Source organism: Beggiatoa leptomitoformis (assembly GCF_001305575.3).
Taxonomy (GTDB): Bacteria; Pseudomonadota; Gammaproteobacteria; order Beggiatoales; family Beggiatoaceae; genus Beggiatoa; species Beggiatoa leptomitoformis.
Map to the genome: position 1 here is coordinate 1704146 of NZ_CP012373.2, position 16178 is coordinate 1720323.

At 40.0% G+C, this 16178-nt stretch carries 17 protein-coding genes; 13 read left to right on the plus strand and 4 right to left on the minus strand.

Features of this window, described 5'->3' with window-relative positions:
• The first annotated feature begins 366 nt into the window (after positions 1-366).
• Positions 367-495: an entericidin A/B family lipoprotein gene (locus AL038_RS07095; RefSeq protein ID WP_062150993.1), complete on the plus strand. Its 129-nt coding sequence runs from the start codon at positions 367-369 to the stop codon at positions 493-495.
• Positions 496-610: 115 nt separating this feature from the next.
• Here AL038_RS07095 and AL038_RS07100 read toward each other — a convergent pair whose 3' ends face one another.
• Together AL038_RS07100 and AL038_RS07105 are read right to left on the minus strand one after the other, a co-directional pair.
• Positions 611-1324: a hypothetical protein gene (locus tag AL038_RS07100; RefSeq protein ID WP_062150996.1), complete on the minus strand. Its 714-nt coding sequence runs from the start codon at positions 1322-1324 to the stop codon at positions 611-613.
• A 24-nt stretch (positions 1325-1348) separates the two neighbouring features.
• Positions 1349-1828 (minus strand): hypothetical protein, encoded by a 480-nt coding sequence (locus AL038_RS07105; protein ID WP_062151000.1) that lies wholly within the window; start codon positions 1826-1828, stop codon positions 1349-1351.
• Between the two features lie 323 nt (positions 1829-2151).
• Here AL038_RS07105 and AL038_RS07110 point away from each other — a divergent pair, with 323 nt between their 5' ends.
• From AL038_RS07110 to AL038_RS07160, 11 genes are all read left to right on the plus strand, one after another.
• The gene (locus tag AL038_RS07110; protein ID WP_062151003.1) at positions 2152-3966 is read left to right on the plus strand and encodes a tetratricopeptide repeat protein; all 1815 of its coding nucleotides are present in this window, start codon (positions 2152-2154) and stop codon (positions 3964-3966) included.
• Positions 3963-4598, plus strand: a complete 636-nt coding sequence (lolB, locus tag AL038_RS07115) for a lipoprotein insertase outer membrane protein LolB (RefSeq protein ID WP_062151006.1) — start codon at positions 3963-3965, stop codon at positions 4596-4598. Before AL038_RS07110 ends, lolB begins: the two co-directional genes overlap by 4 nt.
• A gap of 47 nt (positions 4599-4645) precedes the next feature.
• Positions 4646-5005 (plus strand): rhodanese-like domain-containing protein, encoded by a 360-nt coding sequence (locus AL038_RS07120; protein WP_062151009.1) that lies wholly within the window; start codon positions 4646-4648, stop codon positions 5003-5005.
• A gap of 432 nt (positions 5006-5437) precedes the next feature.
• Entirely contained in the window at positions 5438-6211 is a 774-nt protein-coding gene (locus AL038_RS07125; RefSeq protein ID WP_062151012.1) for a (Fe-S)-binding protein, read from the plus strand.
• Positions 6212-6213: 2 nt separating this feature from the next.
• Positions 6214-7890 (plus strand): glycoside hydrolase family 57 protein, encoded by a 1677-nt coding sequence (locus AL038_RS07130; protein ID WP_062151015.1) that lies wholly within the window; start codon positions 6214-6216, stop codon positions 7888-7890.
• Positions 7890-9377, plus strand: a complete 1488-nt coding sequence (gene malQ, locus AL038_RS07135; protein ID WP_062151018.1) for a 4-alpha-glucanotransferase — start codon at positions 7890-7892, stop codon at positions 9375-9377. Before AL038_RS07130 ends, malQ begins: the two co-directional genes overlap by 1 nt.
• 824 nt (positions 9378-10201) lie before the next feature.
• Entirely contained in the window at positions 10202-10597 is a 396-nt protein-coding gene (locus tag AL038_RS07140; protein WP_062151021.1) for a MerR family transcriptional regulator, read from the plus strand.
• Positions 10598-10610: 13 nt separating this feature from the next.
• The gene (gene ftsB / locus AL038_RS07145; RefSeq protein WP_062151024.1) at positions 10611-10919 is read left to right on the plus strand and encodes a cell division protein FtsB; all 309 of its coding nucleotides are present in this window, start codon (positions 10611-10613) and stop codon (positions 10917-10919) included.
• Complete coding sequence (gene ispD, locus AL038_RS07150; RefSeq protein WP_062151027.1) at positions 10909-11607, plus strand: 2-C-methyl-D-erythritol 4-phosphate cytidylyltransferase; 699 nt, start codon at positions 10909-10911, stop codon at positions 11605-11607. Before ftsB ends, ispD begins: the two co-directional genes overlap by 11 nt.
• Before the next feature lie 13 nt (positions 11608-11620).
• On the plus strand, positions 11621-12382 hold the full coding sequence (locus tag AL038_RS07155; RefSeq protein ID WP_062151029.1) for a metallophosphoesterase: 762 nt from the start codon (positions 11621-11623) through the stop codon (positions 12380-12382).
• A gap of 198 nt (positions 12383-12580) precedes the next feature.
• A complete protein-coding gene (locus AL038_RS07160) occupies positions 12581-14215 on the plus strand; it encodes an electron transfer flavoprotein-ubiquinone oxidoreductase (protein ID WP_062151032.1) in 1635 nt (544 codons plus the stop codon).
• A gap of 63 nt (positions 14216-14278) precedes the next feature.
• Here the strand turns inward: AL038_RS07160 and AL038_RS07165 are convergent, their stop codons facing one another.
• A complete protein-coding gene (locus AL038_RS07165) occupies positions 14279-14869 on the minus strand; it encodes a sortase domain-containing protein (protein ID WP_062151036.1) in 591 nt (196 codons plus the stop codon).
• Positions 14870-14951: 82 nt separating this feature from the next.
• On the minus strand, positions 14952-15092 hold the full coding sequence (locus tag AL038_RS07170) for a hypothetical protein (protein WP_161575446.1): 141 nt from the start codon (positions 15090-15092) through the stop codon (positions 14952-14954).
• 351 nt (positions 15093-15443) lie between these two features.
• Here AL038_RS07170 and pdsR point away from each other — a divergent pair, with 351 nt between their 5' ends.
• Entirely contained in the window at positions 15444-16166 is a 723-nt protein-coding gene (gene pdsR, locus AL038_RS07175; protein WP_062151040.1) for a proteobacterial dedicated sortase system response regulator, read from the plus strand.
• Positions 16167-16178 lie beyond the last annotated feature (12 nt).

Below are 16178 nucleotides of genomic sequence, written 5' to 3' on the forward strand. Positions count from 1 at the left end.
TTTCTTATCCCGAACTCAGGTTAAATAAGTAACGTTTTTGCATTTTACGCTGAACAAGCATGATTGTAAGCAAGTCAGTCTGTAGATTTTACTTAATTCTTCGCATAAATAGACCCTTTACAAAAGTAATTGTGAATAACAGGACTTGAAAGCATGTTATCTATATTATTTTTGTAAGAAGTCTGTTGTGGGGGTAAAGCGAGAGGTGAATGGATTTATGTTATATATCAATCATTACGTGATATGGGTTTTATGAGATAACATGGATTTTTTATCCCATAGGTTGTTAATTTATGTAAATTTGGGTAGTATCTCTAGCTAGACCGTGAATTATTGTTAATCATCACTAAATTGTAGGAGCATTCTATGAAAAAAATTATTGCCGCTATTGCTATGTTATTGATGGTCAGTTCTTTAGCTGCTTGCAACACGATTGCGGGTGCAGGTAAAGATGTGCAGGAAGGTGGTAAAGCTGTAGAAAAAGCTGCAAAGTAGGCTATTTTAAACAGTTTTGTAGTTTTGCTTTGAGAGAACAAAGATTGGTTTCTTTGTTCTCTTTTCTATTATTATCCCCGCCGTCCTTTTCCTCTCTCTTGCCACACTTATCCGATTAAAACGGTAGCATTGGCATATTTGGCATCATAGACCAAGGCAGATTATTAAAACGTTGTAGTAAGGGCGTGAGATTACTTGTTAGGGTACTCATGTCACGCGCAACATTTTGAAAATTATAACTAATCATATTAGTGTGATTGCGAATTTCTTGCATTTCTAGGCGAATTTGACCCGTGCTAGTTGTCAGGATTGCCATATTTTTATTAATATCATGCAAGTCTGTTCGCATACTATTGAGATTGCTATTAATATTCTGGTCTATATTGTTGATATTCGTTGACATTGCCTGCATCGTTGATTGCATTGCCCCCATATTTTGCTGTATTTCCGCCATTGACGTATTCATCGTCGTCATCACTTGCGCAATTTGCATGGTCGTTTGGTTTATCGTGCGAATTTCAGCCCGCATTTCATTAATGCTATCGGACATAACAACAAAATGTGTTGATACTTTTTCCATATAATCCGTCAGCTTGTGCATGTCTATAGTTACCATATAAATCAGATAAAACAGGTAAGCAATGAGAAAAGCGGTAATCGTTGCAACAATATAAAGAATCTCTTGAAAAAATATATAGCGTTGATTACGTGAATTAAAATCATGACGCAGTGATTCTATAATAGGCTGTAAACTTTCCAATAAAGTTTTTAAACAAGTGTTTGGGTCAAATGGTTCAACATGGGCTTCTGTTGTTTGGGGGGATGTCATTTATATAATTCCTAAGTAACCGCGTTATAACGAGTCAATTGCTTCTGTAATGATGTTTTGCAACAAAGTTTCTATGGTTTTGCTGAGGTCTTTAGCGGTTGTACCAATCAGGTTTATTTTACGAAACGCAATGTAAACCGTATCTGTGTTGGTTGTTGGACGATAAAAACTGATGGTCAGTGGACAAATTGCAATATTGGCGGGGTGCAGTTGTGCCATTTTATGGGCGAGTAACGCGCTACAAAATTCAAACGCTTCTGCTTGTTGATAAATAGGGGTAGGAAAGCCTAGCTCTGTCCCTGTACGATTAAGCATTTCGCTGATATGCAAGGTATTACTAATTAATAATCCCTGATTAGTAATCGCCATTTCTAGGGCTTGCTTTACGTCGGCTATCTCTGCTTTAACTTGATATATATACAATACACCAGCATCTTCTGGCATTGGTTCTGCGAAAATGGGTTGCGTTGTTAAAAGTAAAAACCAGAAGATATAAAATCGCATAAATTACCTCGTTGTAAAATTTAAGATGTGGTTATATTCAAATTCAAATAGCGTTAAACGCTCAGTCTATAGCCATTACTTTTATTAAGGGGAAAACGTATATATAACGCATTATGGTTATGCCTGATGCTCGTATGAAAAGCAAGAATCGTTTCAGTCTTTACCTATGCTTGGATTTTTAGTATTAGCTAGCTGATAATAGTAATATATTGTCTATACGACGCTTTTTTATAGAAGTGTTTATTTATCGCATATTAGCGAGGTCTTGTGTAATATTGCTGATAAGTGAAAGTGCGCGCTAAATCAGGTTACACCTCTGTTTTATGCTTATTAAACAAAGTATTAATCTATTAAGCATCCGCAAATTAAACAGCATTGATTACTGTTTTGGAGTATTGGTTGTGATGAAAATGTATAAAAATGTAAAAGTGCTAGGACTCGCGTTTTTAATGGTTGGCTGTGCAAACCAGCTAACATTACAAGGGGTTGCTGCACGACAAAATGATGCGCCAGAAACAACGGCATTAGTGCTTCCTCCTATGCCTAATTTTTCATCCACACAAGAAGAAACAATGTATGACATTCTAGTGGGTGAAGTAGCACGTCAGCGGGGAGAATACAACTTATCGGCACAAAGCTATTTAGATGTAGCAGAAAAAAATAAAGACCCCGACTATGCCGCCCGTGCAACCCAAATTGCCTTACTCGCACGCGAATATGAAATGGCTGTGCAAGCGGCTAACGTATGGCTAAAACTCTCGCCAAATAATCCTGATGCTTATCAAGCGTTAGGCACAATTTTATTACAGCAAGAGCGGACAGATGAAGCCTTAGGTTATCTGGAAGCGATGTTTGATAATGCGCAAGGCAATCAACAACACCGTTTAGAAATGATTTTAGCAATGGTGGAGCAACGCAAAGGGCGAGAAAGTGCGTTAGCACTGATTGAAAAACTGGTTGAACGTCGTCCTACGAATACCCAAATATTGCTAAGTTATGCTAACTTGTTAATGACAGGGGATAAATTTGATAAAGCCTTACAAGTGCTTAATCAAATCTTACAAACCGACCCGACCAATGAGCAAGCAATCCCTCTCTATGCGCATATATTACAACGACAAAATCGCCAAAAAGAAGCACTAGATTGGATGGAAAAAGCGGTTACTACCTATCCTGACCGAACAGATTTTGGCTATGTTTACGCACGCATGTTAGCCAGTGCAGAACAATATGAAAAGGCGTTCGACGCATTTAAACGTATTCAAACAACATTCCCACGTTCAGAAGATATTCTGTTTCCACTTGGCGTGTTAGCGTTACAACTGAACAAAATCGATGAAGCTCGCCAATATTTTACAGACCTGTTGAAAAGTGAAGAACAAGCAGATGTTGCACGCTTTTATTTAGGACAACTAGAAGAAAAAGCGAAAAATCTTGATGCTGCCTTGCAATGGTATAAAAAGGTTGAGAAAGAAGATAATTTTCTCAGCGCGCAAGCACATATTGCCCTGATATTAGCCGACCAAGGCAATTTTGATGCAGCCATTGCCCACTTGCATAACGTCCCGACAGACCATGAAGAGGATTCACTCCAATTATTGCGCTTTGAAGCTGAACTATATGCTGAAAAAGAACGCTACAAAGAAGCAATGACCGTCTATAATCAAGCTGTTACCTTAGCACCCAATAATACCGAAACCCTTTATATGCGCGGGATGCTCGCTATTAAAATGAATGATTTAGTTCAAATGGAAAAGGATTTCCGCCGTGTTATCGAGCTTGACCCTAATAATGCCCATGCTTACAACTCGTTAGGCTACACACTTGCCGACCATACAACCCGCTATGCAGAGGCTTATGAACTGGTCAATAAAGCCTTAAGCCTATCCCCCGATAGCCACTACATTTTAGACAGTCAAGGTTGGGTTTTATACCGTTTAGGACGCTATGAAGAAGCCATTACTGTGCTACGCAAAGCCAAACAAACAAAAGACGACCCTGAAATTGCTGCTCATCTTGGTGAAGTTCTATGGGTTAGCGGTGACAAAGAAGGTGCGAAAATTGTTTGGGAACAGGCAACTAAAACGTTTCCTGATGACAAATTACTCAAAGATGTTATTAAACGCTTCCTACCATGATTCAATTTCGTTACCTATTTATTTTGCTGAGTCTTAGCCTATTAGCAAACTGTGCTGCTCCCTCACTAAAACCGCCAAATGCAACACAGTTGGCTTTATGGCAAACACACCAAGCAACGCTTACCCCCATCAATAGCTGGCGGATTACAGGGCGTATTGCGATTCAAACCGACAATGATAACTGGACAGCTAACACCTACTGGCATCAAAACAAAGCGGAGTATCAATTACGTTTCAACACGCCAACAGGACAAGGTGCGCTGTTATTACAAGGTGATGCGCAACAAGTTACCTTAAGAACGGCAGAAAATGAAACCTATACTGCCCAAAACCCTGATGAATTGATGGAAGAAGTTACCCATTTACCAATTCCCGTCACCAGTTTGCATGATTGGATTCGTGGTTTACCCAGCACCGCACTGGTAGCCAATGAATATGAACTAGATGAAGCCGGTCGTTTATATCAATTGCGTCAAACCGATTGGACAATTCGATATGAACGGTATGAAGTATTTGAAGGCGTTACACTACCCAGTAAAATGACCTTAACCAATAATCAATTCACTGTAAAAATTGTGATTTCTCAATGGGTATTACAGAAAGCACAAACGACAACTGCGTTTTCTCTGTAATTTTTTAAATGATGTTGTAGGACGATAACAAGGAAATACTGACCAATATGCTAGTAAAAGAAATTGATTCTCGTGAATTATCCGACTGGTTAGCCTCAGATAACCCGCCGCGTTTGATTGATGTGCGTACACCACAAGAAATGATGCAAGCGGCTATTAATAAAGCAGAACCAATGCCACTAACCGTTTTACCCTTACGTGTAAATGATGTTCCACAAGATGAAGATGTTGTTTTTTATTGTCGGACGGGTAATCGCTCATGGCAAGCCTGCATGTTTATGATGCAGAAAGGTTATCAGCGTGTTTTTAATTTAAAAGGTGGCATTGTCACATGGGCGCAAATGGGCTTACCCGTTGAACCCATGAATTTAAATGAAACCGCAGATGTTCTGCAAAAACAAATATAAACAGAATTTTTCAAGTGGTTATGTGCTATCTTAACGTATAAAGAAAGGATATAACGACTTGAAAAATCTTCTTGCCTTCTTTTTTCCAAATTAGCATGGCTCATCCAACGTTATTGCATGATAATTCCCTTTGCAAAAACATTTCCCACCCAGCTATGAAAAACAAATTTTAGCCCTTATAGAAGGCTATACATCCAACTATTTTGCTGATGGTGAATTAATCATTCTTTTTCATCTTTAATTTAATCCAACCACTAACAAATAAATCTCTGTAACAGATTAAATTAATTAAAATTACTTTACCCATAACGGAATTAACAAAAGCAGTAAAATTGGTTTTTGAAAACGATATTTTTCTGTGTCAACATAAAACCGTTATTTCTTCATTTAAAAATTACCCAATTCTCATAATAAATTAAAGAATCCACCACCATGAATACAACAAACTCTCCCCGTGTTGCCTTGTTTGTCACCTGTTTAGTTGACATGTTCCGTCCTTCTGTTGGTTTTGCCGCACTAAAATTATTAACCCAAGCAGGCTGTCACGTTGATGTCCCTACTGCCCAAACTTGTTGCGGACAACCCGCGTACAACAATGGTGATGTTGCCGATACAGAAGCGATTGCAAAAAATGTTATCACGGCTTTTCAAGATTACGATTATGTTGTTGCACCTTCTGGTTCTTGTGCGGGCATGTTACGCCACCATTACACCGAATTGTTTCAAACAGACCCCGTTTGGCAGGAAAAAGCCCGACAATTTTCGGCTAAATGCCACGAATTAATCAGCTTTTTAGTCGATGTGTGTAAACTAACGACAGTTCATGCAGAATTTGCACAATCAGTAACTTATCATGATTCCTGTTCGGGTTTACGCGAGCTGAATGTAAAACAACAACCACGTCAATTACTGCAAAGTGTCAACGGCTTACAGTTGTTAGAAATGCCCGATTGCGAAGTTTGTTGCGGCTTTGGGGGAACGTTTTGCATTAAATATCCTGATATTTCTACACGCATGGTATCGGATAAAGTGCTTGATATTCAAAACACAGGCGCGCAAACGTTATTAGCGGGTGATTTAGGTTGTTTGTTAAACATGGCGGGGCGGTTAAGTCGCCTAAATGTGCCTGTAAAGGCTTATCATGTTGCTGAAGTATTGGCTGATATGACACAAATAACGCCCGCAATAGGCAAAAAACAGGGGTAAATATGTCCCATCCGACACTCAATGTTGTTTTATGTTGGCATTTGCATCAGCCGTATTATTACAACTTGTTAAAACAAACGTATCAACTCCCTTGGACGTATCTACATGGTATTAAAGATTATGTGGATATGGTCGCCCATTTAGAAGAAAATCCAGCCGCAAAAGCGGTGATTAATTTCGCGCCTATTTTGTTAGAGCAGTTAGATGACTACGCAAAAACAATACAGGCTTTTTTACAAGAAAATACCCCGCTTATTGACCCGTTATTAGCAACATTGGCTGGTCAAATCCAGCCAAAAGATACGGAAGCCCGATTGCAACTTATTGAACAGTGTTTGCGTGCAAATCGGGAACGTTTAATTCAACGGTTTGCACCTTATCAACAACTGGTTGATATTGCTGAATGGGTGCGTGAGCATCCACCTGCTGTCGATTATCTAAACGCACAATTTTATCAAGATTTGATTATTTGGTATCATCTTGCGTGGTTAGGGGAAACGGTACGCCGTCAAAATCCTCTTGTTCAAGCCTTGATTGCAAAAGAACGCAATTATAGTGTTGCAGATAGTCGGGATTTATTAACCATTATTGGGGAGTTATTAGCCAGTATTATTCCGCGTTATCGTGCGTTAGCTGAGCAAGGACAAATTGAATTATCGTTTACACCTTATGCACACCCTATTATTCCCCTTTTGCTAGACCTGAATAGTGCGCGAGAAACCCTTGTCGACAGTGCATTACCACAACTCTCACAATATCCTGATGGCGCAAAGCGTGCGCATTGGCATATTGAAGAGGGTTTAAAAACCTTACAATATTATTTTGGAACATTGCCAGTGGGTTGTTGGGTTGCTGAAGGTGGCATTAGTGATGAAACGGTATATATGTTAGAAAAGCATAATATTCAATGGGTTGCTAGCGGTGGGGTCGTTTTGCATAATAGCCTACGACAGGCTGAAATGGTGCAACAAACAATGTATCGTTCTTATCAACTCCCTAATAGCCAAACCCAATGTTTTTTCCGTGATGACCAACTTTCAGATTTAATTGGATTTCAATTTTCTAATTGGCACAGTGATGATGCTGTTGCGCATTTAATCCACCAATTGGAAAATATTGCTAATACACAGCCTGAAGCGCGTACTGTCTCAATTATTTTAGATGGGGAAAACGCATGGGAATATTACCCAGAAAATGGCTATCATTTCTTGTCAGCGTTATATCGGGAACTTGCAAAACATCCCCGTTTAAACCTAACCACGTTTAATACCTGTCTCATGGATAAAGCTGTCGCGTTACCGCATCTTGTTGCAGGTAGTTGGGTTTACGGCACATTTTCTACATGGATTGGCGATAAAGATAAAAACCGCGCATGGGATATGTTAGGCGAGGCAAAAATGGCTTTTGACCAACGAATTAACCAAATACCGTTTACACAACGGGCATTGGCTGAAAAACAACTGGCTATTTGTGAAGGTTCCGATTGGTTTTGGTGGTTTGGCGATTACAACCCCAGCGAAGCTGTACGCGATTTTGACCAGCTTTATAGAACACATCTCTCTAATTTATATGTTTATTTAGGGATAACGCCCCCCAGTTATTTACAACACGCTTTCAGTACAGGAACAGGAGACCCCGCAATGGGAGGCACTATGCGCCCTGCACAGGAAAATACATAATGAAAATATCCCCTTTAACCCAACGGCGAGCAGGCGTTTTGTTACACCCCACCGCCTTACCAACAGGGGTTGGCAATGGAGATATTGGTGCAGATGCGTATCGTTTTATTGACTTTTTAGCCGACTGTCATATCACCTTATGGCAGATGCTACCCATAGGCATAACACATGATGATTTATCACCTTATCAATGCCAATCTGTTCATGCGGGAAATCATTTACTAATTAATTTACAAGATTTACAAGAGCAAGGCTGGTTAACAACTTTACCCCCTGTTGAGGACTTCCCCCACGCGCGTGCTTATCGTGAACACTGTTTAGCCTTAGCTTATGAAGGATTTAAACAACAAGCGACACCTCTCGAGCAGAACGCATTTAGCGAATTTTGCGCAATGCACTACGAATGGCTGGCCGATTTCGCCCTCTTTCGCGCGCTACGGCTTGCTCATCAAAATCATGCGTGGTGGGATTGGTCGCCCGCCCTCCGCGACAGAGACCCACAAGCCCTAGCCCTCGCCCGTCAACAACATGCAATAGCAATTAAACGCTGTTGTTTTGAACAATTTATTTTTTTCCAACAATGGCATCGTTTAAAAAACTATGCTAACCACAAAGGCGTGTATTTACTGGGCGACATTCCGATTTTTGTTGCTGAAGACAGTGCAGACGTTTGGGCGCAACGCCAAAATTTTTTATTAGACGAAACAGGAAGACCCCATCTTGTCGCGGGTGTGCCACCTGATTATTTTTCTGCAACAGGGCAACGCTGGGGAAATCCCTTGTACGACTGGGATTTTATGCAACAAGATGGTTTTCGCTGGTGGTCAGCACGTTTAAAAACCCTGCATGACTTATTTGATGTTGCCCGCATCGACCACTTTCGGGGATTTGCCGCGTGTTGGGCAATCCCTGCGACCGAAACAACGGCGGTTAATGGTGAATGGCTCACCGTACCGGGGGATACCTTTTTTCGAACTATTTTACCAACCTGTTCATTACCACTCATTGCTGAAGATTTAGGCGTTATTACTGAAGATGTTATTGCATTACGAGAAACATATCAGTTTCCGGGAATGAAGATTCTACAATTCGCATTTGACAGTGACGCATATAATCCCTATTTACCACATAACTATGAAGTAAATAGCGTTGTTTACACAGGTACACACGACAACGACACAACGTTAGGCTGGTTTAATAAACTATTACCCGCACAACGGGATTTTCTCAGTCGTTATCTGCATAAACAGCCTGATATGCCATGGGATTTAATCACTATTGCCTTTGCCTCTGTGGCAAAAACAGCGATTATTCCACTACAAGATATGTTGAGTTTAGACACAGAACACCGCATGAATACGCCTAGTGTGACACAAGGAAATTGGCGATGGCGATTTGAATGGCAATGGTTAAGCCCTGATATTATAGAAAAATTAGCCCATTTAGTCAGTTTTTATGCGCGTGAAGGTAGGGATTCTACAACATAGAAGAAAATTGCTTATTATTATGTTTTAAAAGTAATTTACTCTTACAGATTTTCTGAATATAGTGGGTCTTTAATATAGCAGAAGACCACCATCAATAGAAAAACGCAGGCTCGTTTTAATCTCCGAAAGAACACTTTTCCTAATAAAATACTAATTGTCTGATGCAATAGAGGACATTTTGGGAAAAATGTTATTTAATCATCTATGAAAATAGTATAGCTAACGCAACTTAAAAAGCAGCTTAATGTAGGGTGGAATAGCGTAGCGTATTCCACCATAAAACTAACGCAACTTAAAAAGCAGCTTAATGTAGGGTGGAATAGCGTAGCGTATTCCACCATAAAACGCCAAAAATAGCTGAGTTTATGCAGAAAGCTTGCACTGTTGTGGAATACGGCTTGCGCCTATTCCACCCTACAATAATCATTTTAAAGTGCGTTAGCTATAGAATAAAAAATGTAATATATTGTATTAAATACAATATATTTATATCAAACTATAGCAACAGTACTATAACCTGAGTTTTGCTCGTTACCAAGCAAAAGAATTCTCAAATGAATTTTATTCCTCAGCGCGTTGTGATAAATCATGAAAAGCAATAATTTGTGTCAGTAATCGATTTGTATCGACTAGTTCAACAATCCACGCCGCTGGAGCGACGCGGTAGGCATTCCCACGCTAGAGCGTGGGAACGAGGAAAAAATGTAATATATTGTATTAAATACAATATATTTATATAAAACTATTTTCGCTTGCGAGTCACTGACTTTTAAATTACCTTTACGTAAAGGCAACCTTTCTTATTTTTTAAGATACCCACATTCATGAGTACACAACATTTTTCTATTAGCCAACTTGCTAATGAATTTAACGTGACAACACGCACCATTCGTTTTTATGAAGCAGAAGGCTTATTAGCACCCCGTCGTCAGGGACAAACACGGGTTTATTCCACGCGGGAACGGGTACGACTAAAATTAATCTTACGTGGCAAACGCTTAGGCTTGAGTTTGCGTGAGATTCGTGAAGTGTTACAGATTTATGATTTAGAAAAAGATGAGGTTAAGCAATTACATGCTTTTGTTGATAAAATCCGTAATCGGCGGGCGATTTTAGAGCAACAACGCCATGATATTGAAATTTTATTATCCGAATTGGATAAAGTTGAAAAGCAATGCTTAACCGCACTAGCCAATAATCCACATATTACCGCTGATTAATCATAAAGTTATCATGTTTACAGAACAAGTTAAAGCATTACAAACACATGGTTTAATGATTGCACTGGCTATTGTGGTGGTGTTATTGAGTTGGATACAAATTCACTTGTGGTTTGGTAAAGGCAGTTATCGAGAATATGCGCAGTTGCAAGAGAAAATTACGGCACAAAAACAAGAAAATATTCAGCTAAAAAGCCGTAATGAAAGTTTGGCTGCTGAGGTGGAAGATTTAAAAAATGGTTCAGAAGCCATTGAAGAACGGGCGCGAGCCGAATTAGGTATGATTAAATCGGGTGAGGTTTTTTTTCAAATTGTTAAATAATCAATATTGGGTTGTGATACCGGCTGCGGGTATTGGTACGCGAATGGAAGCGGATTGCCCTAAACAGTATCTAACCATTCACGCAAAACCGATTTTACAACATACGATAGAACGCTTTGATTTTCCAATGATTGCAGGCATTGTTGTTTCATTGGCAAAACAAGATACTTACTGGGAAAAATTGACGTTAAATATCAATGTGCCTTTGTTCATCGCCGAAGGGGGAAAAGAACGCTACCACTCGGTTTTTAATAGTTTGTTAGCATTAAAAAATCGGGCGCGTCCTGATGATTGGGTTTTGGTGCATGATGCGGCGCGTCCGTGCGTGCGTCAAAGTGATGTGCAAAATTTAATGCAACAATTATCTATTCATCCTGTTGGGGGGCTGTTGGGCATTCCTGTGCGTGACACCTTAAAACGCACCAACGCGCACAATCATGTAACGGAAACGGTCAATCGTGAAGGGTTATGGCACGCGCTTACACCACAAATGTTTCGTTATGACTTATTATATAAGGCATTATCAGTGATTATTGCAACCCATGAGATGATTACAGATGATGCTCAAGCGATGGAAAAATTGGGTTATACCCCTGTTTTTATTGAAGGTCATGCCGATAATATTAAAATTACCCGTCCGCAAGATTTAGCATTAGCAACACTCTATTTGCAGGCATTAGCCTTGTAAAAATGGTTTTTCCATGACTATATCCACCGCTCGTTCTGTATTGCGTATTGCACAACTGACTGATTTACATATTGGTACAGATAAATCTCTGTTACAAGGGGTGGATGTGTATCAACAGGTGTTAAGTGTTTTGGCTGTTTTAGAAAAAAAGCCGTTGGATTTATTGGTGCTTTCTGGTGATTTAGCGTTAAGTCATGGTGAACCAGAGGCTTATCAATGGCTAGCGGATACATTAGCCAATTTCCCGATTCCTTATGTGGTGATGGCGGGTAATCATGATGTTGTAACAACAATGAATGATTATTTTGCAATTCAAGCAGATATTCATGACCAGCAGTTATATTTTTCGCGTGTTGTTAACGGACATTCTTTGTTTTTCTTGGATACGTCTTCGTATCACTTGCCACAACAACAGCAGGCATGGTTAGCCGCAACATTGGCTCGTATGGATAAATCGCAGCAAGCTTTGTTATTTATGCACCATCCGCCTGTATTGTGTGGCTGTTCTTTTATGGACAATCGCTACTCACTCAAAAATATCCCCGAAACATGGCACATATTACGGCAACAAGCGCAGATTCAGCATATCTTTTGTGGACATTACCACACAGATAAAACGCTCAGTTATGAAGGAAAACAGATTTATTTAACCCCTTCAGCAATGTTGCAAATTGACCGTGATAATCCTGATTTTCAAATTGCCCATACTCGTGCAGGTTGGCGAGAAATTGAATGGGATGGGGAACAAGTGAAGACACAAGTTATATTTTTATAATGTTTTATTAGTGTAATTTAGCATGTTTATCATTTAGATAAATTCGTCATGATAGATTTTAAATGGGGCGTGGTAAGTGAGGATAAAAAGAATACCGTCCCCCTGTTGGAAAAGAAGGAATCTTCTTTATCCTGTATTTTTTTATCACTGCCTTTAAATTTAATCCCATTATTTTAATCGATGAAAGGAGACCCCCTGATGGAACGCGATGTGATGGAGTACGATGTCGTTATCGTCGGTGCTGGTGCATCTGGTTTGTCTGCTGCTATTCGTTTGATGCAATTGAATAAAGAGAATAATAGTTCTTTAAGTGTGTGTGTGATTGAAAAAGGGTCTGAAGTGGGCGCGCATATTTTGTCTGGCGCAGTGTTAGAACCACGTAGTTTGAATGAGTTAATCCCCGATTGGCGAGAAAAAAATGCCCCTTTAAATACGCCTGCAACAGAGGATAGTTTTTTATTTTTAACCGAAAATAAGTCTTTTAAATTCCCTATTACCCCGCCACAAATGCACAATAAAGGTAATTATATTATTAGTTTGGGGAATTTATGCCGTTGGTTAGCGCAGGAAGCGGAAAGTTTAGGCGTGGATATTATTCCCGGTTTTGCGGCAGCACAGGTTTTATACCATGATGATGGAAGTGTGAAAGGGGTTGTAACAGGGGATATGGGGGTAAATAAAGAGGGTGAACCAACCAGCCACTTTACCGCAGGAACAGAAATTCACGCCCAACAAACCATTTTTGCCGAAGGCTGTCGTGGGTCTTTAACCAAAACCTTATTTGAACGATTTAATTTACGTCAAGGGGTTGACCCACAAACTTATGGTATTGGGATTAAAGAGTTATGGGAAGTTGAACCTGCGAAACATAAAGCAGGCACTATCATGCATACCATCGGCTGGCCTTTAGATACACAGACTTATGGCGGTTCTTTTTTATATCATTTAGAGAATAATCAGGTTGCGATTGGTTTTGTGGTCGGTTTGGATTATCAAAACCCGTATTTAAGTCCTTATGAAGAATTTCAACGGTATAAAACACATCCTGCTATTCGTCCGTTATTTGAAGGGGGCAGACGTTTGGCTTATGGTGCGCGGGCATTAAGTGAGGGTGGGTTGCAATCGATTCCGAAATTAACCTTTCAAGGAGGATTGTTAATCGGTGATACAGCAGGCTTTTTAAACGTACCAAAAGTGAAAGGCACACATACTGCGATGAAATCGGGCATGATTGCTGCCGAGGCAGTCTTTGCGCATTTACATCAAGCGAAAGCGGGCAAAGAAGCGAGTGATTATCGTAACCGTTTAGAACAAAGTTGGTTGTGGGAAGAGTTGCATTCTGTGCGAAATATTCGTCCTTCGTTCCAATGGGGTTTATGGAGTGGATTATGCTATTCAGCCGTTGACACCTATTTATTACGTGGGCGCGCACCGTGGACATTTCATCACCATGAAGATTATGCTGCACTACGTAAAGCCAGTGAATGCCGAAAAATTATTTATCCTAAGCCTGATGGTAAAATCAGTTTTGACCGTCTGTCATCCGTCTTTATTTCTAATACTAATCATGAAGAAAATCAGCCCTGTCATTTACAGTTAAAAGACCCGCGTATTCCTATAGAAACGAATTTAGCCTTGTATGATGCGCCTGAGCAACGCTATTGTCCTGCGGGGGTTTATGAAATTGTGCAGGAAAATGAGAGTTCTCCACGCCTGCAAATCAATGCGCAAAACTGCGTACACTGTAAAACCTGTGATATTAAAGACCCTAGTCAAAATATTAATTGGACAGTGCCAGAAGGTGGCGGTGGACCTAATTATCCAAATATGTAAGCGGGGAGTTTAGCACGTAAACCTTCTAGGTTATTGAAAACCTAGAAGGATAAGGAATGTCGTTTAAAATGCACTGGCTGTCATGCGTTTTTCAATTTCGTCAGCAACAATGACGTGACGTAAATTATCTTGTCCATTACCACAGGCATAACAACTGATAATGGTTAAACGGCGATGCATACTCGGTGCAAGAAAACGGGTATCTGTTTTATCCACCACATAAATCGCAGAAACCCGATAACGCCATTGCCCATTTTGTGGGGCTTCTAATATTAATTCATCACTGTTTTTTAATGCTTGCATATAACGCGCATAATTACGGTGATAAACACTAATAACACTGTTTCCTGCTTCACCCGGCAACACTGTGCTACTCAAATGTCCTAATGCTAAAGTGTCATCCGAAGCCTTAGCAAGAACGATTTGTTCAAAATTTAAATGTGGAATGGACAACCGTGCAAGTGGCCATGTTTCAGCCCAAGGCCAAGGCTTGACATAACGTCCGCTAGCTTGGGTACGCGCCCACGCTGTTTGCATTAGTCCTTGAGTCAGCCATGCTTGTGGATAAGTAATGTATTGCTGGCTTACCTGCCATACACTAAATCCTATCAACAACCCCATGAGCGTACTGCCCCACCCTAAATAGATTTTCATAGCACCATTAGTTTTTTACAAAAAAGCTGTTTATTTAAAATACCTTAATTCTGTAAACCTTATGTATTAATTTTCAGTATGATTAACCTGCTGATGAAATCAATAAGACAATCCCTGCTAACACGATGGCAGATGCAAAACCAGCCAATAAACTGGTTGCAAAAAAGTTTAATAAATCGGTCAATCCTGCCGTTTGTGTATTTTGTGCTTTGATACTTTCCATGAAACACTCCAAGACCTAAGTTAAAGAGAAATACGTAGTAATAATAAAAAATTGTCCAATAATCATTAAGCAACAGTCCTGCCAGTCATACTTGTACATTAACATCTACGGTGCATTCCTTTTCTGTCAGTTTTTATCTCACACCGCATAGGTATTAAACCCTATCAATACGGCAAAGCTAAGGATAGCTTATGACAAAATACGGGCAAAATGTGGCGAAAAAATGGAATTCACGACTTGCCAGCCAACTGTTTAACACAACTTGTTATTATGATAAGTTAAACCACAATCCAGTTAAATTGTTTGTTTACGTAATAAACTTGGCTGTTTTATCAATACATGAGGTTTCTAATGGGTCGGCGTATTTCTATTGTCGAAGATGAACCCGCAATTCGCGAGAATTATGCGGCGGTTTTACGGCGACAAGGTTATGAAGTAAATACTTACTGCACACGACGAGAAGCCCTGCAAGCCTTTCGGATGCGTCTGCCAGAATTAGTTTTGTTAGATATTATGTTAGAAGATGAGGTAGAAGGGGGATTTGATTTATGTCGAGAACTCCGTGCGTTATCCCATTATTTACCCATCATTTTTTTAACTGCTCGAGACAGTGAATTCGACATGGTGTCTGGACTACGATTAGGGGCTGATGATTATTTAACCAAAGATATTAGTATGCCACACCTACTCGCACGGATTGCGGCACTGTTTCGGCGTGTTGAAGCCTTAGCAACCCCGCCCTCCTCAGAAAATGTTATCGAACGGGGTTCACTACGCATAGACCCGCACCGTTTAACCGTGATGTGGCGCAATGTACCTGTAGATTTAACACTAACAGAATTCTGGATTGTTCATGCTTTAGCCCGTTTTCCTGGCTATGTTCGCCAACGTGAACAACTCATGCAAGAAGCCAATGTAAATGTGGATGACAGCACCATTACTTCACACATCAAACGGATTCGCAAAAAATTTTCCGCCGTTGATGTCAAATTCGTTGCGATAGAAACAGTTTATGGCATGGGCTACCGTTGGAATATTGACAAAGAACTGACCGCAGAACGCCAACAAAACTGATTAATTTAACGC